Genomic DNA, 22,363 nt, shown 5'->3' on the forward strand with positions numbered 1-22,363 from the left:
CAAGTTAACATTGGTCAGCGCAGTTTACAAGCGATGATCGAGATGTGGGTAATCCTTAGGCTGAACCCCGGGGTTTGACGCGCATTCCGATCAGATCAATCCGATCGGTGTTTCAGCCCTTACCGCGACACAACCGCTTCAACGGATGGATGACGGATGACGTGCGAGCGCGGTCACATTCATCGTCATATACGGAAACAACGGCAGAGCTGAGAGGAGGGTGTGCAGTTCGTCGTGCGATTCGACGTCGAAAACGCTGAAGTTCGCATACTCACCGACCACGCGATGCAGCTGCTGCCACTTACCTTGCCGTTGAAGTTCTTGCGAGTATGCCTTCTCGCGAGCCTTGATTTCATCGGCCTGAGCCACGGGCATGTCGTGTGGCAGGTGTACGTCCATTCTTACGAGATAAAGCATGGTTCTCTTCCAAAAAATGCAACGCTCCTGCCAGTTCACTGGCAGGAGAACGTCGAAGTGGTTGTTTCTGCGCTAAGCGCGTGCGCTCAGATGTTTTTGTCGCGACGGTAGAAGGCGAGCTTGTCTTCGTCGATATGGAGGCCCAGGCCCGGTCCTTCTGGCAGATGGAGGTCGAAGTCCCGATATTCGGGGCGCGCAGTGACGATGTCGTCTTTCAGCAGGAGTGGTCCGAACAGCTCGGTGCCCCAGGCAAGTTGCGGGAGTGCAGCGAATCCGTGTGCCGATGCGATCGACCCGATGCTGCCTTCAAGCATCGTGCCGCCATACAGGGACACGCCGGCTGCATCCGCAATAGCGGCTGTACGCATCATTCCGTAGATTCCGCCGGACTTCGCAATCTTCAGCGCAAAGACGTCCGCACAGGCGCCGCGCACAAGTTCAAGGGCATCCTCCGGACCTGTCACTGCTTCGTCGGCCATGATGGGGACGATGAAGCGCGATGCAAGTCTGGCGAGTGCTCCGCGTTGCTCTCGCGGCGTGGGTTGCTCGATGAGGTCAATGCCAGCAGCTTCAAGCGCTTCGATTCCCAGCGCTGCGTCCGCCTCATTCCATGCCTGATTCACGTCAACCGTGACTTTGGCGCGGTCGCCGAGCGCGGCTTTGATTTTCGATACATGCGCTACATCATCACGCACGCTACGCCGGCCAATCTTCAGCTTGAAAGTATTGTGGCGACGTTCGGCGAGCAGCGTTTCTGCTTCATCGATGTCGCGTTGGGTATCGCCACTTGCGAGTGTCCACAGGACCGGAAGTGTCTTGCGGACAGCGCCGCCGAGAAGCGTTGAAACCGGAACGCCCAGGCGCTTGCCCTGAGCGTCCAGCAAAGCCGTCTCGATTGCGCACTTGGCAAACCGGTTGCCCCGGGCAACCTTGTTCAGCTTGAACATCGCATCGTTGATGTTGGTCGCATCTTGCCCAACAACTGCAGGTGCAAGATAAGTGTCGATGGTCAGCTTGATGCCTTCGGGACTCTCATCGCCGTACGACAGACCGCCAATCGTGGTCGCTTCGCCGATACCCTCAATGCCATCGCTTGAACGCAGACGGACGATGACAAGGGTTTGTTGCTGCATGGTCGCCATGGCCAACTGGTGCGCGCGGATGGTTGGGAGGTCAACCAGAATTGCTTCGACAGAGGTGATTTGGGCGTTCATACCTGGAATGTTGGAGTGGAGGGGTTGCTGAAGTATTGCGCGCTCATTAACCCCCTGTCCAACACCATCGACGTCTAGTGTCATACCCTCTGGGTATAGCGAGTCTCACTGACCCTCGTCGGGGCCGTGCGCATAGGGTATCCTTTCCTCCTCGTACAGCCGATAGATAAGTGCAAGCATTTCCCGAATGTCGCGCGACTCGTCGAGCGCACGCATGCTCATGATGATTGGGGAAACCAGAGTCGGGTCGTCCAGTTCCTTGTAGCTCACATCGTCTCGCTTCAGGCCGTATACGCTACTCGGAACGATAGAAATTCCTTCGCCCGCCGCGACGAGGCCTAGCGCAATCTGCAACTCCCGTACTTCATAGATCCGGCGAGGCTTGAGAGCACGGTCTTCGAATGCCGACAGCACCTGGTCTGCATAACTGGGTCGCGGTGCCTTGGGGAAGATAATCAGGGTTTCGTTGACCAGGTCGCTGAGAGCGAGGACGGACTTGGCTAGTGAGAGTGGATGACCCTCCGGGAGGGCAACAATCATCTTCTCCTCGCGAAGAATCACCCGACGGATGTTCGCGTCCTCGTGCCGGATACGGCCAAACCCGACATCGATCTGACCGTCCTTCAGCGCTCGAATCTGGTCCATCGTCGACATCTCGTGGAGGCTGAGTTCGACGGTCGTGTTTTCATCGCGGAAGCGCCGGATGATTTTGGGCAGCATTCCATACAACGTCGAACCCACGAAACCGACAGAGAGGCTGCGCCCGATGTTGCCCACGCGCCGCGTCATGGATTCGAGTTCGGACGTCTGAGCCAGCAACTGGACGGCATGAGCATAGAAGAACTTACCCGTTTCGGTGAGCTTTAACGGGCGCGAGTCGCGCTGGAATAGCTGCACCTCGAGAATCTCTTCAAGCTGCTGGATCTGACGGCTCAACGGCGGTTGGGCCATGTTCAATCGCTGTGCCGCGCGCGTGAAATTGCGTTCCTCGGCCACGGCGACGAAATAGCGAAGATGTCGCAGTTCCATTTCAATACCTCATGGATATGGGTCGATACCAAATCAGTGTTGGACGGGGCCTTGCAGCGTCCTTTATTCTGCATTCGCACCCTGTTTTAGCAGCCATTATACCTCTCAGGCATACTTAAGCGAGCGCAAAACTAGGGGTTAACCCGCACCAGAAAATAGAAATCCAGGAGCAGACATGAGCGTCAAAGTGTTCGATACGAAGGAAGTGCAGGACCTGCTGAAGGCCGCAGCCAATCTCGGAAGCCAGGACGGCAATGCTCGCTCAAAGCAGATTGTCAATCGCCTGCTGGGCGACCTGTTCAAGGCCATCGACGACCTCGACATAACGCCCGACGAAATCTGGGCCGGCGTCCACTACTTCAACAAGCTCGGCCAGGACGGCGAAGCCGCGCTGCTGGCTGCCGGTCTCGGTCTGGAGAAATACCTCGACATCCGCATGGACGCGGAAGACAAAGCGGCTGAAATTACCGGCGGCACGCCGCGTACCATCGAGGGTCCGCTGTATGTCGCCGGTGCGCCCGTGCGCGATGGCGTGTCGAAAATCGATATCAATCCGGACGAAGATGCCGGCCCACTGGTTATCCGCGGCACGGTAACCGGCCCGGATGGCAAGCCCGTAGCAGGGGCGTTGGTCGAATGCTGGCACGCCAATTCGAAAGGCTTCTATTCGCACTTCGACCCGACCGGCGCGCAGAGCGAGTTCAATCTGCGCGGAGCGGTCAGCACCGGCTCCGACGGCAAGTACGAGTTCCGTACGCTCATGCCGGTCGGCTATGGCTGTCCGCCGCATGGCGCGACCCAGCAACTGCTGGACGTGCTCGGCCGCCATGGCAACCGCCCGGCGCACGTGCACTTCTTCGTCTCCTCCGACAAGTCCCGCAAGCTGACGACGCAAATCAACATCGAGGGTGATCCGTTGATCTGGGACGACTTCGCTTACGCCACCCGCGAGGATCTGATTCCCCACGTGGTTGAAAAGACCGGCGGCACTGCGCTGGGAATGAAGACCGATGCGTATAAGGAAATCGCGTTCGACATCGAGTTGACTCCGCTGATTCAGGGCAAGGATAACCAGCTCGTGCATCGCCTGCGTGTGTCTGCTACCGCCTAACTTCTGAACGCGGCCGCTGCGTCGTAGCACTGCTGCCGCTCAATCCTTCGCAAGAATCTTTCGACACTGATGCGCGTGCCCCATGACCTGGAGCACGCGTAGGAGAGCACTCATGTCTGCAACTATCGACAAAGCCTCGCAACTCGATGAACTGCTGCACACCGCGGTTCAGGACGACAAGCAAAACGGTGTATTCCGTTGCCGCCGCGACATCTTCACGAACGCTGAATTGTTCGAGCTCGAAATGAAGCACATTTTCGAGAGCAACTGGGTCTATCTCGCGCATGAAAGCCAGATTCCCAACAACAACGACTACTACACCACCTGGATTGGCCGCCAGCCTATCGTGGTAACTCGCGACAAAAGCGGCGAACTGCACGCGGTCATCAATGCCTGCGCGCACAAAGGCGCGATGCTGTGCCGTAAAAAGCACGGCAACAAAGGCACCTTCACGTGTCCGTTCCACGGCTGGAGCTTCGCCAACACCGGCAAGCTGCTGAAAGTGAAAGATGTGAAGACCACCGAATACCCGGTGCAATTCAATACCAACGGCTCGCATGACCTGAAAAAAGTCGCACGCTTCCAGAGCTATCGCGGCTTCCTGTTCGGCACGCTCAACGCCGACGCGATTCCACTGGAGGACTACCTCGGCGAGACCAGGGTCATCATCGACCAGATCGTCGACCAGGCCCCGGACGGGCTGGAAGTGTTGCGCGGCAATTCATCGTACGTCTACGACGGCAACTGGAAGATGCAGATGGAGAACGGCTGCGACGGCTACCACGTCAGCACCGTGCACTGGAACTACGCTGCGACGATGGACCGGCGCAAGGTCGAGGGCACCAAGGCCGTGGATGCGAACAGCTGGAGCAAGTCGGTAGCCGGCGTGTACGGGTTCGAGCACGGCCACATCCTGCTGTGGACCAAGACGATGAACCCGGAAGTGCGACCGGTCTATCAATACCGGGACGAAATCAAGGCACGTGTGGGCGAGGTGAAGGCAGACTTCATCGTCAACCAGACCCGGAATCTTTGTCTGTATCCGAACGTGTTCCTGATGGACCAGTTCAGCACGCAGATTCGCGTCGTCCGTCCGATCAGCGTGGACAAGACCGAAGTCAGCATCTTCTGTTTCGCGCCGAAGGGCGAGAGCGCAGCCGACCGGGCTACCCGCATCCGCCAGTACGAAGACTTCTTTAACGTCTCGGGCATGGGCACCGCGGATGACCTCGAAGAATTCCGTGCCTGCCAGGCGGGCTATGCCGGCACCACTGCAATGTGGAACGACCTGTCGCGCGGCGCGCCGCTGTGGGTCGAAGGGGCCGACACGAATGCAAAAAATATGGGTCTGAAGCCACTCATTTCTGGCGAGCGCAGTGAAGACGAGGGCCTGTTTGTGTGTCAGCACGAGTACTGGGTCCATGTGATGCGCGACGCACTCAAAAAGGAACAAGGGGAGGCCCTGGCATGAGCTTCGATCACCAGAAAATTTGCGCCGTGCTGTTCCGTGAAGCGCGCCTGCTCGACGACCGTCAATGGGACGACTGGCTTGCCTGCTATACCGAGGACGTCACGTACTGGATGCCGGCGTGGGATGACGATGATCAGCTCACCGACGACCACGAGAGTCAGATTTCGCTGATGTATTACCCGGACCGTGGCGGCCTGGAAGACCGTGTGTTCCGCATCAAGACCGAGCGCAGCAGTGCCTCGATGCCTGAACCGCGAACCAGTCACAACGTCACCAATGTGGAAGTGCTGGCCGAGCGCGAGAGCGAAGTGGACGTGCGCTACAACTTCAACACGCTCAGCCACCGTTACAGAACCACCGACCAGTTTTTCGGCACGATGTTCGTCACTCTGCGCAAGGTCAACGATGAACTGTTGATTTGCTACAAGCGCATCGTGTTGAAGGACGACTACATCCGCCAGGTACTCGACGTCTATCACGTTTGAGCGCAATCACCGCGGAAATGAGAAGTACAGGAGGCAAGATGTCCAGCTACAACATTGCACTGAATTTTGAAGACGGCGTGACCCGCTTCGTTACCTGCAAGGCGGGCGAAAAGGTACTCGACGCCGCCTTTCGCGCAAAAATCAACCTGCCGATGGATTGCTCCGATGGCGTGTGCGGTACCTGCAAGTGCCGCGCCGAGAGCGGAAGCTACGACCTGGGCGACGATTACATCGAAGATGCGCTGACCGAGGATGAGAAGGAGGGCGGTCTCGTACTCACCTGCCAGATGGTGCCAGAAAGCGATTGTGTCATTACGGTGCCGGCATCTTCCACTGCATGCAAGACTGAGCAAAGCAAGTTCGCCGCGACCGTATCCAGGGTCGAGCCGCACAACGACGCGGCCATCGTGCTCGAACTGGATGTGGAGGCGGCCGCGCCGGTATTCCTGCCGGGCCAGTATGTCAACATCGACGTTCCCGGCAGCGGTCAGCACCGTTCATATTCTTTTTCGTCGGCACCGGGCGAATCGAAAATCAGTTTTCTGATCAAGAAAATTTCTGGTGGCGTGATGAGCACCTGGCTCGAATCCGCGCAGGCAGGCAACAAGGTGGAGTTGACCGGACCGCTCGGCAGCTTCTATCTGCGCGCGGTTGAGCGGCCGTTGCTGTTCCTCGCGGGCGGCACGGGCCTCGCACCGTTCCTGTCGATGCTTGAAGTGCTGGCTCGCACGAATTCGCAGCAAAAAGTGCATCTGATTTACGGCGTAACGCGAGACCTCGACCTCGTGCAGGTCGATGCAATCGAAACCTACGTGGCGAAGTTGCCGAATTTCACTTACAGCACCGTCGTGGCCGATACGGAGTCGACCCATCCTCGCAAGGGTTGGGTGACGCAGCACATGCCGGCGGAGGCCGTCAATGATGGTGACGTGGACGTGTACCTGTGCGGGCCGCCGCCGATGGTCGATGCAGTGCGTAAGCATTTCGACGACAACGGCGTGAAGCCCAACAGCTTCCACTATGAGAAGTTCACTGCTAACGCAGCACCGAGGACAGCATGAGCACGCAACGATTCGCTGGCAAGGTCATGGTGGTCACCGGCGCCGCGCAAGGCATCGGTCGCGCGGTGGCGCTTCGCGCGGCCGCCGAAGGCGGCAAGGTGCTATTCGTGGACCGCGCCGACTTCGTGTCGGAAGTCGCCGCCGAAGCGCACGGCGCGGAAACAGCAGGGTTTGTCGCCGACCTCGAGACGTACGATGGCGCTGCGTCGGCGATGGCCTTCGCCGCGCGCACCTTTGGCGGCATCGACATTCTGGTCAATGGCGTGGGTGGCGCGATTCGCATGCGTCCCTTCGCCGAGTTCGAGCCCGCACAGATCGATGCGGAAATCCGTCGCTCCCTCATGCCGACGCTGTACGCCTGCCATGCAGTCCTGCCGTACCTGCTCAAGCGCGGAGGCGGGACTATCGTGAACGTGTCCTCGAATGCCACTCGCGGTATCCGCCGCGTTCCGTATTCGGCGGCGAAGGGCGGTGTCAACGCGATGACGCAGTCGCTGGCGATGGAATACGCGGAGCACAACATCCGCGTGGTCGCCACCGCGCCGGGTGGGACTGATGCGCCTCCGCGACGTGTCCCGCGTAACTCGGTCGGCGATAGCGAGCAGGAAAAAATCTGGATGGGCGAAGCGGTGAAGCAGGTCACTGAATCGACCTTCTTTAAACGCTACGGCAGCATCGACGAGCAGGCCGCGCCGATTCTGTTCCTCGCTTCGGACGAGGCGGGTTATATCACGGGAACTGTATTGCCAGTAGCCGGTGGTGACACCGGCTGACCAATGAATTCATCCAGACACGCAGACACACGTCACTGCCGGCGCTGACCATTGTCAGGGCGATGGCGGATTCCTAAGCGGAGGCTGTTCCCGACAGGGGTTGGCATAAGCAGCGCATGTATCGCGTTGACTTTGACTATGGACCGGAGAAGACCGGCGGTAGGAAAGGGCCTCGCCAGCTGTCCATCGCCATGAGCTCCCCATCGAGCTTTAGTAAAAGACAGAGAGGCGCGCGAACGTATTAAAGGTTTTATTAAGGGTATATACCTAATCGTTTCTCCGAGTTTCTGTCGCGCCGATCAATTAGAATGATTACTCTAATTTGCTTTGTATGCAGTTGCATACATCGTGACGGCGAAAGCGAAACGTGACCAATCGGGATACGCTACTGCGTGAGTTAGTGGCCATATACAACAGTGCGTTTGCACTGCGACTGGCAAGCTCGCGCTGGGCGAGTCTTCCGTCTCCAGACGCGGTCAGCTGGCGCCGGCGGCCGATGCCTGTAGCAGCAACGCTGTAGCGGGTCCCATGATAAAGCTGCCATCTGGAGTGGCCGGTTGCAATCGACGCGTCTGTGCTGAACGGACGGTGTCCAGCTGTAAAAAGGCTCTCTAATCGCCTTGGATTTTAAACGAGATTTTTCGCTGTCCTGATTGGTGAAGAAATGAACGGATTCCCGTCTGATGATCTGTTTCAAATCCACAAGTCAAACGCCTTGACCTTGTTTGCGTTGGCAGGTGAAGCGTTCCAGGGTTTTCAGAAGATTGCCGAACTTAACCTGCAGATCCGGCGCTCGGTCCTGGCTGAGAGCGGTACGCGCCTTCAGGAAATGAAGGCCGACACGACCCGCACAGACTGGCTGGCCTCCATGTCCCGCTTCGCACAGTCAGCAGGCGAGAAGGCGCTGCCGTATCAGCGGGACTTTGTCGACATCGCCGCGTCAACCCGGTCCGGGTTGGCGAAGATCGCAGATGCGCATTATGAACAGCTCACCCGCGATGCGCAGACCCGCATCGACAACTGGGTCAGGCATGCACCGGCCGGCTCGGAAGCGGCCGCAATTGCGCTGAAGTCAACGTTTTCGACAGCTGGCAGCACTGCAGAGACGGTACGCAAGACGGTCCAGAGCGCAATTGAAGTCGCACAGGGTAATGTTTCCGTGCTGGCCGCACGGGCCAGCGGGCAGGCGGCGCCACAATCGGGTGCGGGCACAGAAAAGGGCTAGCCGGCCGGACAGACACGCAGTGTCTGTCATGCGCGTCGCGCAATTCAAGGGAGCCGCGCTCGCGGACCCGCCTCTAACTGTTTTTTGACTGCAAATAACACGATGTTCATACAATCCGGGACTGCTTCGCTGCTTGACGGCGAGACTGTTGCATGGGGTCCGCCCGTGACCTGGCTACGTGCTTGGGAGACGCTGGTTTATCCGGCCTCATGGTTCGCGGCGAACCAGAGTGACGTGACACGGGGTGGCCAGGACTGGTCTGTTACTGCCCAGGGTGCCGCAGCGCGACTGCAGCAGTGGCAGGGCGATTACTCGCGTGAGGCGATGCAGCTGATCCAGCAGGCGGCCACTTCCACGACGAAAGCTCCCGAACTCAAGGACCGCCGCTTCAGTTCCGACGCATGGAGTTCGGCGCCGGCCTATGCCTTCACTGCGGCGTGGTATCTGTTGAACGCGCGCTATCTGCAGGAAATGGTCGACGCGCTCGACACCGAGCCCAAGGTGCGTGAGCGCATCCGTTTCGCCGTCCAGCAATGGACCGCGGCGGCCTCGCCGAGCAACTTCTTCGCATTGAATCCGGAAGCGCAAAAGACCTTGCTGGACAGCAAGGGCGAGAGCCTGCGCCAGGGCGTGATGAACCTGCTCGGCGACTTGCAGCGCGGCAAGATCTCGCAGACCGACGAATCGGGTTTCGTGGTCGGTGAAAATCTCGCGAACACCGAAGGCTCGGTCGTGTTCGAAAACGACCTGATGCAGGTGATCCAGTACAAGCCGCGTACGGCGACCGTGCGTGAGCGGCCGCTGCTCATCGTGCCGCCTTGCATCAACAAGTTCTACATTCTCGATCTGCAACCGGAGAATTCGCTGGTCGCTCACGGGCTCGATTCGGGACACCAGGTGTTCCTGATTTCGTGGCGCAGCGCCGATCAATCTATCGCGCATAAAACGTGGGACGACTACATCGGCGATGGCGTGCTCACCGCCATCGACACGGTGAGCAAGATCAGTGGACGCGAGCAGATCAATACGCTCGGTTTCTGCGTCGGCGGCACGATGCTCGCCGCGGCGCTGGCGGTGGCTGCGGCGCGTGGCGAGCATCCGGCCGCGTCCATGACGCTGCTCACCGCCATGCTCGATTTCTCGGACACGGGCGTGCTCGACGTGTTCGTCGACGAACAGCACGTGCAGATGCGCGAGCAGACCATTGGCGGCAAGAACGGTACGCCGCCGGGGCTGATGCGCGGCATCGAGTTCGCCAACACGTTCTCGTTCCTGCGCCCGAACGATCTGGTGTGGAACTACGTCGTCGACAATTACCTCAAAGGTCGCACGCCGGTGCCGTTCGACCTGCTGTACTGGAACAGCGACTCGACCAGCCTGCCGGGCCCGATGTATGTCTGGTATCTGCGCAATACGTATCTCGAGAATCGTCTGCGCGAGCCGGGTGCGTTGACCACTTGCGGCCAGCCGGTCGATCTGTCGAAGATCGACGTGCCCACCTTCATCTACGGTTCACGCGAAGACCATATCGTGCCGTGGCAAACGGCGTACGCGTCGGTACCGCTCCTCAGCGGACCGTTGAAGTTCGTGCTCGGCGCGTCGGGTCACATCGCGGGCGTGATCAATCCGCCCGCGAAGAAAAAGCGCAATTTCTGGATGCTGGACGGCGACGTCGAGACGCTGCCGGAGAACCCGGACGAATGGCTCGATCAGGCTACCGAAGTCCCTGGCAGCTGGTGGCCCGAATGGACCACGTGGCTCGACCAGTACGGTGGCAAGAAGGTGAAGCCGCGCGCCACGGCCGGCTCGGCTGACTTCCCGGTAATCGAACCGGCGCCGGGGCGTTACGTGCGGCATCGGGAGTAGGTTCGAACGCGCTTCATGGCGCGGTTGTTTGCGGTGTGAATGAGCGTCTGATTGAGTTAGGGCGTGACTAAGAGCAACGAGATTTTTAACTTGACGGGCAGCGGTGCATGTGGCCGACCGCCCGGAGGATATGGAAATGACTGATGTTGTGATCGTATCGGCCGCCCGTACGGCAGTGGGCAAATTCGGTGGGTCGTTGGCGAAGATCGCCGCGCCCGAACTCGGCGCCACGGTGATTCGCGCCGTCCTCGAGCGGGCCGGTCTGAAACCGGAGCAGGTCAGCGAAGTGATCCTGGGTCAGGTGCTGACGGCAGGGTCGGGCCAGAATCCGGCGCGCCAGTCGGTGATCAAGGCCGGCTTGCCTACGGCTGTGCCCGGCATGACGATCAACGTAGTGTGCGGCTCGGGTCTGAAGGCCGTGATGCTCGCAGCGAACGCCATCATCGCGGGTGACGCGGATATCGTGGTGGCCGGCGGTCAGGAGAACATGAGCGCGGCGCCGCACGTGCTGCCGGGCTCGCGCGACGGTTTCCGCATGGGCGACGCGAAGCTGATCGACTCGATGATCGTCGACGGCCTGTGGGACGTCTACAACCAGTACCACATGGGCGTGACGGCGGAAAACGTCGCCAAGGAATACGGCATCACGCGCGAGCAGCAGGACGCGTTCGCGGCGCTGTCGCAGAACAAGGCGGAAGCCGCGCAAAAAGCCGGCCGTTTCGACGACGAAATCGTGCCGGTCGAAATTCCGCAACGCAAGGGTGAGCCGCTGCGTTTCGCCACGGACGAGTTCGTGCGCCATGACGTGACGGCTGAAGCGCTAGCGGGCCTGAAGCCGGCGTTCTCGAAGGAAGGCTCGGTGACGGCGGCCAATGCGTCGGGTCTGAACGACGGTGCGGCGGCGGTGCTGGTGATGTCGGCGAAGAAGGCCGAAGCGCTCGGCCTCGAGCCGCTCGCGCGCATCAAGGCTTACGCCACCTCAGGTCTGGATCCGAAGGTGATGGGCATGGGCCCGGTGCCGGCCTCGCGCCGCTGTCTCGAACGCGCGGGCTGGACGCCGGCCGATCTGGACCTGATGGAAATCAACGAAGCGTTTGCCGCGCAGGCGTGCGCCGTGAATCAGCAAATGGGCTGGGACACGTCGAAGATCAACGTGAACGGCGGCGCGATTGCGATCGGCCATCCGATCGGCGCGTCCGGTTGCCGGATTCTCGTCACGCTGCTGCACGAAATGCAGAAGCGCGATGCGAAGAAGGGTCTGGCGTCGCTGTGTATCGGCGGCGGCATGGGTGTGGCGCTGGCGCTCGAGCGCGCCTGATCATTCAACTCATATGAGCGGTGCGTCGGCGACGCAGATTGTGGCCCGCAGACGAACCGCACTTCATTCGCGCAAGATCAGAAGCCAAAAAAACACGCGATTTGAGCAATGTTTAGTTCCTTGCCCTCGGTTCCCCAGGAGGCGGCGACGCATTGCAGCAGGCCGGTGGCAGCAGCGCTGTATTTGCTACCACGGGAATTTACGACTCTCGCAGACACTGGATCAAGGATAGATAGTATGACGAAACGAATTGCGGTGGTGACGGGCGGTATGGGTGGCCTTGGAGAGGCAATCAGCATGAAGATGCATGACGCGGGCTATGCAGTGGTGGTCACGTACTCACCGAACAATACGGGTGCAGATGACTGGCTGGCCAGAATGGAATCGCAAGGGTACAAGTTTCGTGCTTACCCGGCGGATGTGGCCGACTATGACTCATGCCAGCACTGCGTGGCCAGAATTCAGGTTGAAGTCGGCCCTGTCGACATTCTGGTGAACAACGCGGGCGTCACCCGGGACATGACGCTTAAGAAGATGGACAAGGTTAACTGGGATGCGGTCATCCGGACCAATCTGGATTCGGTATTCAACATGACGAAGCCGCTGTGCGAAGAGATGGCTGCGCGTGGCTGGGGCCGGGTCATCAATATTGCGTCAGTCAACGGTTCGAAGGGCTCGATCGGCCAAACGAACTACGCCGCAGCCAAGGCTGGCATGCACGGCTTCACCAAATCGCTGGCGCTGGAAGTGGCGCGCAAAGGGGTAACCGTCAACACGATTTCACCGGGCTACCTGGCGACGAAGATGGTCACGGCGATTCCGCAGGAGATCCTCGATGCGAAGATCCTGCCGCATATTCCGATGGGGCGTCTGGGCAAGCCCGAAGAAGTGGCGGCGCTCGTGCTTTACCTGTGCTCGGACGATGCCGGCTTCGTGACTGGCTCCAATATCGCGATCAACGGCGGCCAGCACATGCAGTGAGGTGGCGCAACCTATCTACACTCACTTCGCGTTGAGCATTCCGCGCGAGGTCGGCAGCGCCGTATGCAGGGGCCGCCGGAATGCTAACTAGCCACGCCGTCATCCCGGATCTATCGGGTGGCGGCATGGCGGAGCGACAGCGTGACCCACCCTGCGGCGTTGGCATCGTCGGGGGATTGATGCGATACCACGGCTTTTCGAAGAGGACCAGGCATGAGCGAAACGTGGTTGGGATTGGTGATCGGATGCTCGGCGCTCGCCATCGCGGTGCCGCTGGTGATGGGTCACTATCGTCGTGAACGGCATCGTGCGCGACAGCTTCGACACCTGGATCATCAGGACTGGTGGCATGGCACGCGTGAGCGATGATAACCAGGCCTCCTAACGTATCCACAATGGAAATCACATACGTGACGAAATGTGGACTGGTACGTGTCACAGGAATGAACCGGTGCATCTCGACCCGGCTTACAGCCCGAGGGGATACGATTGCGGCCACTTCCATGCTAGGGCAACCGGAGTACTGGTACCGCCGCGTATGCATATTGCTGGAGAGCGCCGGCGTGTGTGCAGGCGACAGGGAACTGGCCCAGGCCCGGCTGCGAAGACTGGCCCCAATCCCGCAAACGCACGGAGTGTGCGGTGACGTCGAATGAGCGGACGGATGCATAAGAGCATGCATGAAGCGACGTACGACCTGGGGCAAACAGAGCAGAAATATCGCGGGATCTCCATGGCGGTCTGCCAGACGTGGCCTGAGCGAACTGCGGATAGACGAATACACGGACACCGACATGGATATACAAGACCACCTGGCCCCCGCTCATGCCCCGGCTAGCGTTGCGCACAACCGCCGGGAGCTCACTGTGCGTGCCGAGATTTATGGCATGAGAGTCGCTGCAGTCTGGCAAGTGGTGATGTCCATCGCGCGGGACATCGAGAACATCAGGATTGCGACTGATCAGAGGCATGGATATGAGCAAGTTACCTTATCGTTCGCGCGCGCATCGTTCGAGTCGCTGGAAGCGATAGCGGATCGCCTCAGGCAGATGCCGTGGGTGGCGAATACCACGCTCTGCTGACAATGGATCGGTGACTGCTGATCAGCTTCTGACGTTTGGTGCGAGCTGTTGAGTTGCGTCGCGAACAGTTTTACCGCTCCGTCGTTCGAGATAGGCCGGCTCCGAGACCGATCCAAAGATACGTCCGTCATAGTTGTTCTGAGTCCCACAAGGTGTGACAGCAAACAGCTGTCACGGATCAATCGAGTAAATTGATAAAGAAGGGAAGTTTTCTACCAGTATGGACGAACAATTCAAGCAAAGCGCTCTCGCATACCACCAGAATCCGAAACCCGGCAAGATTTCGGTCACGCCCACCAAGCCGCTATCGAACCAGCTCGATCTGTCGCTGGCGTACTCGCCGGGCGTCGCCGCGGCTTGTATGGCGATCTACGAGGAGCCGCTCGACGCGCAGAAGTACACTTCGCGCGGCAACCTCGTCGGCGTGATCACGAACGGCACGGCCGTGCTCGGGCTCGGCAACATCGGCCCGCTGGCCGCGAAGCCGGTGATGGAAGGCAAGGGCTGTCTCTTCAAGAAGTTCGCGGGCATCGACGTGTTCGACATCGAACTTGCCGAGTCCGATCCGGACAAGCTGGTCGAAGCGATCGCCATGCTCGAGCCGACGCTCGGCGGCATCAACCTCGAAGACATCAAAGCGCCCGAGTGCTTCTACATCGAGAAGAAGCTGCGTGAGCGCATGAAGATTCCAGTCTTCCACGACGATCAGCACGGCACCGCGATTATCGCTTCGGCGGCGATCCTGAACGGCCTGAAAGTGGTGGGCAAGAAGCTCGACGAAGTGAAGCTGGTGTGTTCAGGCGCGGGTGCGGCTGCTATTGCCTGTCTGGACCTGCTGGTGAACCTGGGCCTGTCGAAGAAGAACGTTCTCGTCGCCGACTCCAAGGGCGTGATCTACGAAGGCCGTGGCAACCTCGATCCGTCGAAGGAACGTTACGCGGCGAACACCGAAGCCCGCACGCTTGCTGACGCGATCCGCGGCTCCGATGTGTTCCTCGGCTGCTCGAGCGCCGGCGTGCTGAAGCCGGAAATGGTCGCCGAAATGGGCACCCAGCCGTTGATTCTCGCGCTGGCGAATCCGGAACCGGAAATCCGCCCGGAAGACGCGAAGAAAGTGCGTCCGGACTGCATCATCGCGACCGGCCGTTCGGACTATCCGAACCAGGTCAACAACGTGCTGTGCTTCCCGTTCATCTTCCGCGGCGCGCTGGATGTCGGTGCGACCACGATCACGGAAGAAATGAAGCTCGCCTGCGTGCGCGCCATCGCCGAGCTGGCCGAAGAAACCGATCAGGGCGATGAAGTCGCGAAGGCGTACGAAGGCCACTCGCTGGAATTCGGCCCCGACTATCTGATTCCGAAGCCGTTCGATCCGCGCCTGATCATCAAGATCGCGCCGGCCGTCGCGCAAGCCGCGATGGATTCGGGCGTCGCGACCCGTCCGATCAAGGACATGGACGCGTACCGCGAAGAACTCGGCACGACGGTGTATCGCACGGGCATGGTGATGCGTCCGGTGTTCGCGGCCGCGAAGTCGGAGCCGGCGCGTATCGTGTTCGCCGAAGGTGAAGACGAGCGCGTGCTGCGCGCCGCGCAGTTCGTGCTGCTGGAAAAGATCGCCAAGCCGATTCTGGTCGGCCGTCCGTCGGTGATCGAAATGCGTCTGAAGAAGATGGGCTCGAAGCTCAAGTGCGGCGACGACTTCGAGATCGTCGATCCGGAAGACGATCCGCGCTATCAGAAATCCTGGCAGGCTTACCACGAACTTGGCGCGCGCGAAGGCGTGACGCCGGACGTGGCGAAGGCCGCGATGCGCAAGTTCAACACGCTGATCGGCGCGATCCTCGTGCGCCTTGGTGAAGCGGACGGCATGATCTGCGGCATGATCGGCCAGTACCACGCGCATCTGAAGTTCATCGAGCAGGTGCTGGGCAAGGCGGACAACGTGCAGAACTTCGCCGCGATGAATCTGCTGATGCTGCCGGGCCGCAATCTGTTCATCTGCGATACGTACGTGAACGAAACGCCGACCGCCGAGCAACTCGCCGACATGACGATGCTGGCTGCGGGTGAGATCGAGAAGTTCGGTATCACGCCGAAGGTGGCGTTGCTGTCGAACTCGAACTTCGGCAGTGCGCCGTCGTCGTCGTCGCAACGCATGGCCGCGGCTCGCAAGTTGATTATCGAGCGCGCGCCGTCGCTTGAGATCGACGGTGAGATGCATGGCGATGCGGCGTTGTCGGAAGCCGTGCGCAAGGCTGCGTTCCCGGGCACGACGTTGACCGGCGAAGCCAACCTGCTGATCATGCCGAATGTGGAAGCGGCGAACATCACGTACAACCTGCTGAAGATGATCGGCGGCGAAGGCGTGACGGTCGGCCCGTTCCTGCTGGGCGCGGAAAAGCCGGTGCACATCCTGACGCCGGCTGCGACCGTGCGCCGGATCATCAACATGACGGCGGTGGCGTCAGCCAACGCGGACGTAAGCTCCAGCGTGAAGTCGTAGTGCGCCGCGCGATGCCCCCGCCGTGACTGGTCAAGCGTAGCCGCGCCGGGGCGCGTGGCTCACGGCACAGACTGGCAAGGAGCGCCACTGACAGTCTACAAAGCCGGGCGCGTCAGCGACGCGGCTTGGCTCACCAGGGACGGGTAGGTTGGCTCCTAACCGTGACAAAGCCGAGGGCAGAACATGCAAAGCGAGTCGCTTGCGTAGTCAGCCCTGCAGAGATCTGTAAGGCATCGCCTAGCTTGCCGGTGCGGTTAAAATTAACCTGCTGTAGACCGGCCCGCCCGATCAAGAGGCGGCAGTCGTCAGACCTTGTCGAAGCGATGAAGCAGATTCGCGAACTCCAGCGACTGCTGGGCAAGAAGACCATGGAGGTGGAAATCCTCCGCGAAGTAGTGGAGTACGGCCGGGCAAAAAAATTGATTGCGCGCTCACCATTACTGCCGGGGGACGACCGTTGAAGACGGTTTTTGACGTCCTCCCCGCCCTCAGTCGTGACCGACTGCCGCTTGCGCGGAAAGGGCGGGGATTCCTCCTGCGAGGCGGTCACGTCCGACCGCGAGAATGTTGCGGGCAGCATTGCGATCACGATCATGTGTCGTTTCACAATGGATGCCGGGCGACGCCATCGAAGCTTTAACTTGCGGTGCTGTTTGCGGCGCGTCGCATACTCTTCGGCGATCTGCTGAAACACGGCCGAGCCGACCGCCAGGCCTTCTTTCGAGGCCCCGTTCAGATAACGCTGGAGCTCAATGCCAGAGGCAAAGCGCCGCTCGCGGCGAAAGATCTGGAGCGACAGGTCATTGCAATAGTTCCAGACAAAGTTCACAGCCCGCGCCATCCCGGCAAGCGACGAAGCATGCTTGTCCTTGATTCTTATGCGCAGAACTCGAACTGGATCCTTGCAACGTGTCACGGGTCGACTCATTCCGGTTTGGCTGTACGGATATACAGTACCAGATCAATACGAAAAGGCAAGTTGGAGCTTCGCACGACGCGCTCTACCTCACCGCCCTGAAGGACGGTGCTTCACGCGCACATTGGTGAAGTCCTGGGTGTGCCGCGCTCTAATCTTGCGGTCAAATCGAAGCGCCCCGCTGAGTGGGTCGACCAGCGCAAGATGCCGGTTCTGGACGACATGCCGCTGGTCACCGAGCTTCGGGGACTGGTCGCCGACCTGCCCACCTACGGTTACCGGCGTGTGTGGGCGCTGTTGCGACGAAACAGGGATGCACAGACCCAACCTCGCGTTAATGCAAAGCGGGTTTATCGGGTCATGCACACGCATGGTCTGCTACTCGAGCGCCGACCTCGTCATTCCCAATCCGCGCGCCGGCACGACGGCAAAGTCGCGGTGGACCGAGCAATGCGCGCTGGTGCTCGGACGGCTTCGAATTCCGTTGTGACGATGGTGCGCCATTGCGCGTCGTCTTTGCATTGGATTGCTGCGACCGCGAGGCTATAAGCTGGGTGGCGAGCACCGGGGGCTACACCGGTGACATGGTGCGTGACGTGATGCTTCAGGCTGTCGAGAACCGCTTCCACGAAGCGCTGAAAACCGATAGCCAAATCGAGTGGCTTGGCGACAACGGTTCCTGCTACATTGCCGACGAGACGCTGACGTTCTCGCGGGCAATCGGCCTGAAACCGATCACGACACCCGTCCGAAGTCCGCAAAGCAACGGGATGGCCGAGAGCTTCGTCAAAACGATGAAGCGCGATTATGTCTCGTGGATGCCCAAGCCCGACGCGAGGACGGCGCTGCAAAACCTGGTCATAGCATTTGACCACTACAACGAATCGCATCCGCACAGCGCCCTGAAATACCGCTCGCCACGCGAATTTCGCCAGCAAGCAAATTCACCAACCTAAGCGTGACCACGTGTCCGGTTATGCAGGGGCAAGTCCAGACACTATGAAGGCCGGGGGTGGCGTGGGTTTCACCACCACGCCGCACTGGCGATTGCGGCCTACGGGTTCCTGCTCTCAGAGCGTCTCGCTACCGGTACCGCGGTCAGCAACAAAAAAAAACTTCGCAGCACGCCAGACACCTGGCCTTCCCGACGATTACATTGCACGGGGAAGTCCGGCGCGCACAGCGCCGCACGGCTGACTCGATTGCCACTATTCGCTACGAACTTACAGTCCGGATGGTCGCCGGGCTCGACGCGTGTCCGTGCTGCCGAAGTCTGGGAAAACGCTTTTATTTGATGACACAGTAAGATTAACAAAGAACTAGCACAAGCAGAATTGGCGTCATAACGAGTGTTTGGGCGCTCGGGAAGCTTGAGTTCGAAATAGCTGCAGCGAGTTGCAAAGGGCAGCACGTCAACCTTGGGTCGGACCAAGGCCAATTCTTATTCGCGTCAGTTGAACCTTCCCGGGACGGCTAACTAAAAACGACGTTCGGCGCCATGCTGATCGACTGCCCGCCACAGTAGACAAGGATCGCCGCGTAGCGTCACCAGATGTGCGGGAAGCCCCGGAGTTTAGTCCGGGGTCGAGAGCACGGACGCCGCAGGCGTCCTACTGGGGCGCTTGCTGTTCCTCAATGTAGTGCCGGAGGATATCTATCGGCGCACCGCCGCACGATGACGCGAAATAGGACGGGGACCACAACACGCCCCGCCGCTTCAACCACGGATGAAAGTCTCCAAACTGCTGTCGGAGCATACGCGATGACACGCCCTTCAGCGACGCGACGAGATTCGACAACGCCACCTTCGGCGGGTAGTTGACCAGCAGGTGTACGTGGTCGTGCTCGCCGCTGAATTCCACCAACTCGGCTTCGAAGTCCCGGCAGACGTTCGCCAGTATCAACTGCATGGCGTCCAGGTGCTCTTTCTTGAACACGTTCCGCCGATATTTGGTAACAAATACCAAGTGAACATGCAGCACAAAGACGCAATGCCGACCGTGCCGTAAATCGCTATCTGTCTTGCGTGGCCGCCCCATCCTTCCCTCTTGCGTAGTTTCTAAGACCAAGTGTACTATACAGGAATGGAAGCCACCAGGACACTGAAATTGCGAATCAGGGACAAGCACGCGAAGGCGATGCTTGCGATGGCTCGCGACGTGAATCAGGTCTGGAATTTCTGCAACGAGACCCAGTTCCGTAGCCTCAAGCGGTACTGCAATCGCCCGAAGGTCTGGTTGTCCGGCTTCGACCTGCAAAAGCTGACCAACGGCTTCAGCAAGTGCGAAGGCGTCTCCATCGGGTCGGCCACGCAGCAGCAGGTGTGCGAAGAATTCGCGACCCGGCTCAAGCAGTCGGCGCGTGTCAAGGTACTTGTCGCCTCAGTCATGCAGCCAAAGGCTGTTTAAGTGTGGCGTGCGAGGCCATCGTGACGACTGACTCGCGCTCCGGATTGAGGGTGACGGCGCCGATTGGCGTCCAGTCGCGCGTGCAGCGTGACCAGCGTGCCGGGTTGCGTTCCCGTGCCTGGACATACACCTCGTGACGAGCCGCCAGGATCACGTGATCGTTGCCGTCATGGCGCTGCGCCGGGCTGACGTAGCGGATGCTGCTGTGACGGTGGTCGAAGTTGTACCAATGCACGAAGTCGCTTGCCCAGTCGCGTGCAGCATTGAGATCGGCGAAGCCCGTGTTGGGGAACTCCGGGCGGTACTTGGCCGTGCGGAACAGCGCCTCGGCAAAGGCGTTGTCGTCGCTGACGCGTGGGCGCGAGTACGAAGGCTTCACGCCAAGCCAGTGAAGCATGGCCAGCACGGTCGTGGCCTTGAGCGTGGAGCCGTTGTCTCCGTGCAGCACCGGCTTGTCCGCCAGAGTGGCGATGCCCTCGGCCAGCGCTGTGCGCCGCACCAGATGGGCCGCATGGCTGGCATCGTCGCGCTCGTGCACCTCCCATCCGACGATCTTGCGGCTGTACAGATCGAGGATCAGGTACAGGTAAAACCATTGACCGACGACCTCAGCGGGTAAATAGGTCATATCCCAGCACCAGACTTGCCGTGCTGCGCCAGCGATGTGCGTGGTCGGCGGTCGACCCGCCCTGGGTGCTTTGGCCCGGCCGCGATGTGTGGTTTGCCCGTGCTCGCGCAGCACACGGGCGAAGGTGGATTCGCTGGCGACGTACACGCCCTCATCAGCGAGCATGGGCACGATGCGCGCAGGAGGCATATCGGCGAAGCGCGGCTCGTTGGCCACGCGCAGCACCTCGGCACGCTCGGCGGCGCTCAGCGCATGCGCCGGTTGCGGGCGTACCGCATGGGGCCTGCCATCGCCCGATACGAGGCCCACGCCGGCATTCCAGCGCTGCAGCGTGCGCACGTCGATGCCGGCCGTCTCGCAGGCCAGGCGCAGCCGTGCGCCGGCCTTGTGTGCGATGTGGATATCATGAGCCAGCGACTGGCGATCTTCGAGGCCGATCATTCGTCCTCGCCCGTGCTGAAGATCGCCGCGACTTTTTTTGACAGGACCAGCAGCGCGGCCGTCTCAGCCAACGCACGGTCCTTGCGCCGCAACTCGCGCTCGAGTTCCTTGATGCGACGCCGGTCCTGCTGGGTCTGCTGCGGGCTGGCACGCGCCTCCTCAGACTCGGCCAGCGCCTGCGTGGCGCTTTGCCGCCAGGAAGCCAGCTCGTGCGGGTACACACCGTTGGCGCGGCACCATGCGCTCCTGGCAGCCTCATCCATCGCAGCGGTCGTCAGCACGGCGTCGAATCGGGCCGCCGCTGTCCAGGCCCGCTCGCGAGCGGGTCTGGACAGCGCATCACTGCGCCAGCGCTCCAGCGTCCCCACGCCCACGCCAACCTCACGTGCAACGTCTTCCAACGCCGCGCTCTCCGGCGGCAGCAACCGCGCAACCGCTCTGTCCTTGAATGCTTGTCCGTATTTTGCCAATTCGTTTTCTCATCATCGCCCCCGGTTCATCGATTCTATCGGGACGACAAGTATTCTGACGCGGGGGGCAGTTCAAACGGCAGCGTCTCAACTGGCGCGTGAGCGACCGCAAGTCCCCCAAATACTCGCTGGGATGGGTTCCGTTCAAGGCCCGCGCGCTGACGTACAAGAACGGCCAGGTCCGCTTCAACGGCATTAACATCGGGCTGTGGGACTCATATGGCCTGTCGAAATACGAATTGAAGGCGGGCAGTTTCAACGAGGACTCGCGCGGGCGTTGGTATCTGAACGTGGCCGTCAAGGTACAGGTCGAAGAAAAGCGCGTACCGGATGGTGCGTCGGTGCTCGGCATCGACCTTGGCCTGAAGTCGCTCGCGACGTATTGCAATGGCGAAAAATTCGAGCCGAAGCAGTGGTATCGCGAGTCGGAAGCGGCGCTGGGCATTGCGCAGCGTGCTCGCAAGAAGAAGCGCGTCAGGGTTATCCACGCCAAAGTCGCGAATCAGCGCAAGGACGCCATCCACAAGGAAACGTCGGCGCTTGTCAAAAAACATGCGGCAATCTTCGTGGGCAACGTGAACGCGAAAGCGCTGGCAAAAACGAGCATGGCCAAGTCCGTGCTCGATGCCGCGTGGACGACGTTCCGGACACAACTCAAGTACAAAGCCATCAGGCAGTGCGTGGTGTTCGCAGAGGTCAACGAAGCGTTTTCAACCCAAACGTGCTCGTGCTGTGGCGTTAATCCGCCCAGCAGTCCGAAAGGTAGGGCCGGACTTGGAATAAGGCAGTGGACGTGCAGCGATTGCGGAGCGGTACACGACCGCGACACAAACGCCGCCCGGAATATTGCCCGCCTGGGACTTCAGGCGCTTGCAGAAGGAATCTCCGGGGTTTAGCCCGGAGAGGAAGTCAAAAATACCCCTTCGAGATGCCACGTGGTGCCGGGCTTGCGACGAGCGGC

At 60.2% G+C, this 22,363-nt stretch carries 19 protein-coding genes and 4 pseudogenes; 17 read left to right on the plus strand and 6 right to left on the minus strand.

Going from position 1 to position 22,363, the window contains the following annotated elements; translation table 11 throughout:
- Positions 1–138: 138 nt before the first annotated feature.
- The 3 genes from catC to HF916_RS00355 all read right to left on the minus strand — a co-directional run bounded on the left by catC (position 139) and on the right by HF916_RS00355 (position 2,660).
- Positions 139–417: a muconolactone Delta-isomerase gene (gene catC, locus HF916_RS00345; protein ID WP_168787388.1), complete on the minus strand. Its 279-nt coding sequence runs from the start codon at positions 415–417 to the stop codon at positions 139–141.
- Between the two features lie 86 nt (positions 418–503).
- A complete protein-coding gene (locus HF916_RS00350; RefSeq protein WP_168787389.1) occupies positions 504–1,631 on the minus strand; it encodes a muconate/chloromuconate family cycloisomerase in 1,128 nt (375 codons plus the stop codon).
- A gap of 105 nt (positions 1,632–1,736) precedes the next feature.
- Complete coding sequence (locus HF916_RS00355) at positions 1,737–2,660, minus strand: LysR family transcriptional regulator (protein WP_168787390.1); 924 nt, start codon at positions 2,658–2,660, stop codon at positions 1,737–1,739.
- A 175-nt stretch (positions 2,661–2,835) separates the two neighbouring features.
- Here HF916_RS00355 and catA point away from each other — a divergent pair, with 175 nt between their 5' ends.
- From catA to HF916_RS00440, 15 genes and pseudogenes are all read left to right on the plus strand, one after another.
- Positions 2,836–3,771 (plus strand): catechol 1,2-dioxygenase, encoded by a 936-nt coding sequence (gene catA, locus HF916_RS00360; RefSeq protein ID WP_168787391.1) that lies wholly within the window; start codon positions 2,836–2,838, stop codon positions 3,769–3,771.
- A gap of 112 nt (positions 3,772–3,883) precedes the next feature.
- Complete coding sequence (locus HF916_RS00365; RefSeq protein ID WP_168787392.1) at positions 3,884–5,242, plus strand: Rieske 2Fe-2S domain-containing protein; 1,359 nt, start codon at positions 3,884–3,886, stop codon at positions 5,240–5,242.
- Positions 5,239–5,727 (plus strand): benzoate 1,2-dioxygenase small subunit, encoded by a 489-nt coding sequence (benB, locus tag HF916_RS00370; RefSeq protein ID WP_168787393.1) that lies wholly within the window; start codon positions 5,239–5,241, stop codon positions 5,725–5,727. Before HF916_RS00365 ends, benB begins: the two co-directional genes overlap by 4 nt.
- 38 nt (positions 5,728–5,765) lie before the next feature.
- Positions 5,766–6,788 (plus strand): benzoate 1,2-dioxygenase electron transfer component BenC, encoded by a 1,023-nt coding sequence (gene benC / locus HF916_RS00375; RefSeq protein ID WP_168787394.1) that lies wholly within the window; start codon positions 5,766–5,768, stop codon positions 6,786–6,788.
- Positions 6,785–7,561, plus strand: coding sequence for a benzoate diol dehydrogenase BenD (benD, locus tag HF916_RS00380; RefSeq protein ID WP_168787395.1), 777 nt, complete (start codon positions 6,785–6,787; stop codon positions 7,559–7,561). The genes benC and benD overlap by 4 nt, the downstream gene beginning before the upstream one ends.
- 664 nt (positions 7,562–8,225) lie before the next feature.
- Positions 8,226–8,786 (plus strand): TIGR01841 family phasin, encoded by a 561-nt coding sequence (phaP, locus tag HF916_RS00385; RefSeq protein ID WP_168787396.1) that lies wholly within the window; start codon positions 8,226–8,228, stop codon positions 8,784–8,786.
- Positions 8,787–8,888: 102 nt separating this feature from the next.
- Positions 8,889–10,652, plus strand: coding sequence for a class I poly(R)-hydroxyalkanoic acid synthase (phaC, locus tag HF916_RS00390; RefSeq protein ID WP_431311372.1), 1,764 nt, complete (start codon positions 8,889–8,891; stop codon positions 10,650–10,652).
- Between the two features lie 136 nt (positions 10,653–10,788).
- Positions 10,789–11,970, plus strand: coding sequence for an acetyl-CoA C-acetyltransferase (locus HF916_RS00395; protein WP_168787397.1), 1,182 nt, complete (start codon positions 10,789–10,791; stop codon positions 11,968–11,970).
- A gap of 237 nt (positions 11,971–12,207) precedes the next feature.
- Positions 12,208–12,951 (plus strand): acetoacetyl-CoA reductase, encoded by a 744-nt coding sequence (gene phbB / locus HF916_RS00400; RefSeq protein WP_168787398.1) that lies wholly within the window; start codon positions 12,208–12,210, stop codon positions 12,949–12,951.
- A 213-nt stretch (positions 12,952–13,164) separates the two neighbouring features.
- A complete protein-coding gene (locus HF916_RS00405) occupies positions 13,165–13,320 on the plus strand; it encodes a hypothetical protein (protein WP_168787399.1) in 156 nt (51 codons plus the stop codon).
- A 425-nt stretch (positions 13,321–13,745) separates the two neighbouring features.
- The gene (locus tag HF916_RS00410) at positions 13,746–14,033 is read left to right on the plus strand and encodes a hypothetical protein (protein WP_168787400.1); all 288 of its coding nucleotides are present in this window, start codon (positions 13,746–13,748) and stop codon (positions 14,031–14,033) included.
- A gap of 220 nt (positions 14,034–14,253) precedes the next feature.
- Positions 14,254–16,539, plus strand: coding sequence for an NADP-dependent malic enzyme (locus tag HF916_RS00415; protein WP_168787401.1), 2,286 nt, complete (start codon positions 14,254–14,256; stop codon positions 16,537–16,539).
- A gap of 302 nt (positions 16,540–16,841) precedes the next feature.
- Positions 16,842–17,020, plus strand: a pseudogene (locus HF916_RS00420) (IS3 family transposase); the annotation flags it as partial.
- Between the two features lie 564 nt (positions 17,021–17,584).
- Positions 17,585–18,411, plus strand: a pseudogene (locus tag HF916_RS50065) (IS3 family transposase); the annotation flags it as partial.
- 39 nt (positions 18,412–18,450) lie between these two features.
- Positions 18,451–18,652: pseudogene (locus HF916_RS00440) on the plus strand (IS701 family transposase); the annotation flags it as partial.
- 292 nt (positions 18,653–18,944) lie between these two features.
- On the opposite strand, the pseudogene HF916_RS51800 reads toward HF916_RS00440, so the two are convergent.
- Both HF916_RS51800 and tnpA read right to left on the minus strand, forming a co-directional pair.
- Positions 18,945–19,025 (minus strand): annotated as a pseudogene (locus tag HF916_RS51800) (IS6 family transposase); the annotation flags it as partial.
- 40 nt (positions 19,026–19,065) lie between these two features.
- Positions 19,066–19,494 (minus strand): IS200/IS605 family transposase, encoded by a 429-nt coding sequence (gene tnpA / locus HF916_RS00445; protein WP_168787404.1) that lies wholly within the window; start codon positions 19,492–19,494, stop codon positions 19,066–19,068.
- A gap of 69 nt (positions 19,495–19,563) precedes the next feature.
- On the opposite strand from tnpA, the gene HF916_RS00450 reads away from it, so the two are divergent.
- Entirely contained in the window at positions 19,564–19,863 is a 300-nt protein-coding gene (locus tag HF916_RS00450) for a hypothetical protein (RefSeq protein ID WP_168787405.1), read from the plus strand.
- Here the strand turns inward: HF916_RS00450 and HF916_RS00455 are convergent.
- Positions 19,841–21,402 (minus strand): IS3 family transposase gene (locus tag HF916_RS00455; RefSeq protein WP_168787406.1). Its coding sequence is split into 2 segments (ribosomal slippage): positions 19,841–20,964 and positions 20,964–21,402, totalling 1,563 coding nucleotides; the frame shifts between segments, so codons are not numbered across the junction. The two genes, HF916_RS00450 and HF916_RS00455, sit on opposite strands and share 23 nt — an antisense overlap.
- A gap of 98 nt (positions 21,403–21,500) precedes the next feature.
- Between HF916_RS00455 and HF916_RS00460 the strand changes: the two genes are divergently transcribed.
- Complete coding sequence (locus tag HF916_RS00460; protein WP_168787407.1) at positions 21,501–22,298, plus strand: RNA-guided endonuclease InsQ/TnpB family protein; 798 nt, start codon at positions 21,501–21,503, stop codon at positions 22,296–22,298.
- Positions 22,299–22,363 lie beyond the last annotated feature (65 nt).

Origin of the sequence: Paraburkholderia aromaticivorans (assembly GCF_012689525.1) — a bacterium.
In the GTDB taxonomy this organism is placed as follows: Bacteria; Pseudomonadota; Gammaproteobacteria; order Burkholderiales; family Burkholderiaceae; genus Paraburkholderia; species Paraburkholderia aromaticivorans_A.

Coding starts and splice junctions, on each gene's coding strand:
- phbB (WP_168787398.1), top strand. CDS start 12,208: ATGACGAAACGAATTGCGGTGGTGACGGGCGGTATGGGTGGCCTTGGA.
- HF916_RS00365 (WP_168787392.1), top strand. CDS start 3,884: ATGTCTGCAACTATCGACAAAGCCTCGCAACTCGATGAACTGCTGCAC.
- HF916_RS00410 (WP_168787400.1), top strand. CDS start 13,746: ATGGATATACAAGACCACCTGGCCCCCGCTCATGCCCCGGCTAGCGTT.
- phaP (WP_168787396.1), top strand. CDS start 8,226: ATGAACGGATTCCCGTCTGATGATCTGTTTCAAATCCACAAGTCAAAC.
- phaC (WP_431311372.1), top strand. CDS start 8,889: ATGTTCATACAATCCGGGACTGCTTCGCTGCTTGACGGCGAGACTGTT.
- HF916_RS00415 (WP_168787401.1), top strand. CDS start 14,254: ATGGACGAACAATTCAAGCAAAGCGCTCTCGCATACCACCAGAATCCG.
- benD (WP_168787395.1), top strand. CDS start 6,785: ATGAGCACGCAACGATTCGCTGGCAAGGTCATGGTGGTCACCGGCGCC.
- HF916_RS00350 (WP_168787389.1), bottom strand. CDS start 1,631: ATGAACGCCCAAATCACCTCTGTCGAAGCAATTCTGGTTGACCTCCCA.
- catC (WP_168787388.1), bottom strand. CDS start 417: ATGCTTTATCTCGTAAGAATGGACGTACACCTGCCACACGACATGCCC.
- catA (WP_168787391.1), top strand. CDS start 2,836: ATGAGCGTCAAAGTGTTCGATACGAAGGAAGTGCAGGACCTGCTGAAG.
- HF916_RS00355 (WP_168787390.1), bottom strand. CDS start 2,660: ATGGAACTGCGACATCTTCGCTATTTCGTCGCCGTGGCCGAGGAACGC.
- benC (WP_168787394.1), top strand. CDS start 5,766: ATGTCCAGCTACAACATTGCACTGAATTTTGAAGACGGCGTGACCCGC.
- HF916_RS00405 (WP_168787399.1), top strand. CDS start 13,165: ATGAGCGAAACGTGGTTGGGATTGGTGATCGGATGCTCGGCGCTCGCC.
- HF916_RS00395 (WP_168787397.1), top strand. CDS start 10,789: ATGACTGATGTTGTGATCGTATCGGCCGCCCGTACGGCAGTGGGCAAA.
- benB (WP_168787393.1), top strand. CDS start 5,239: ATGAGCTTCGATCACCAGAAAATTTGCGCCGTGCTGTTCCGTGAAGCG.
- tnpA (WP_168787404.1), bottom strand. CDS start 19,494: ATGGGGCGGCCACGCAAGACAGATAGCGATTTACGGCACGGTCGGCAT.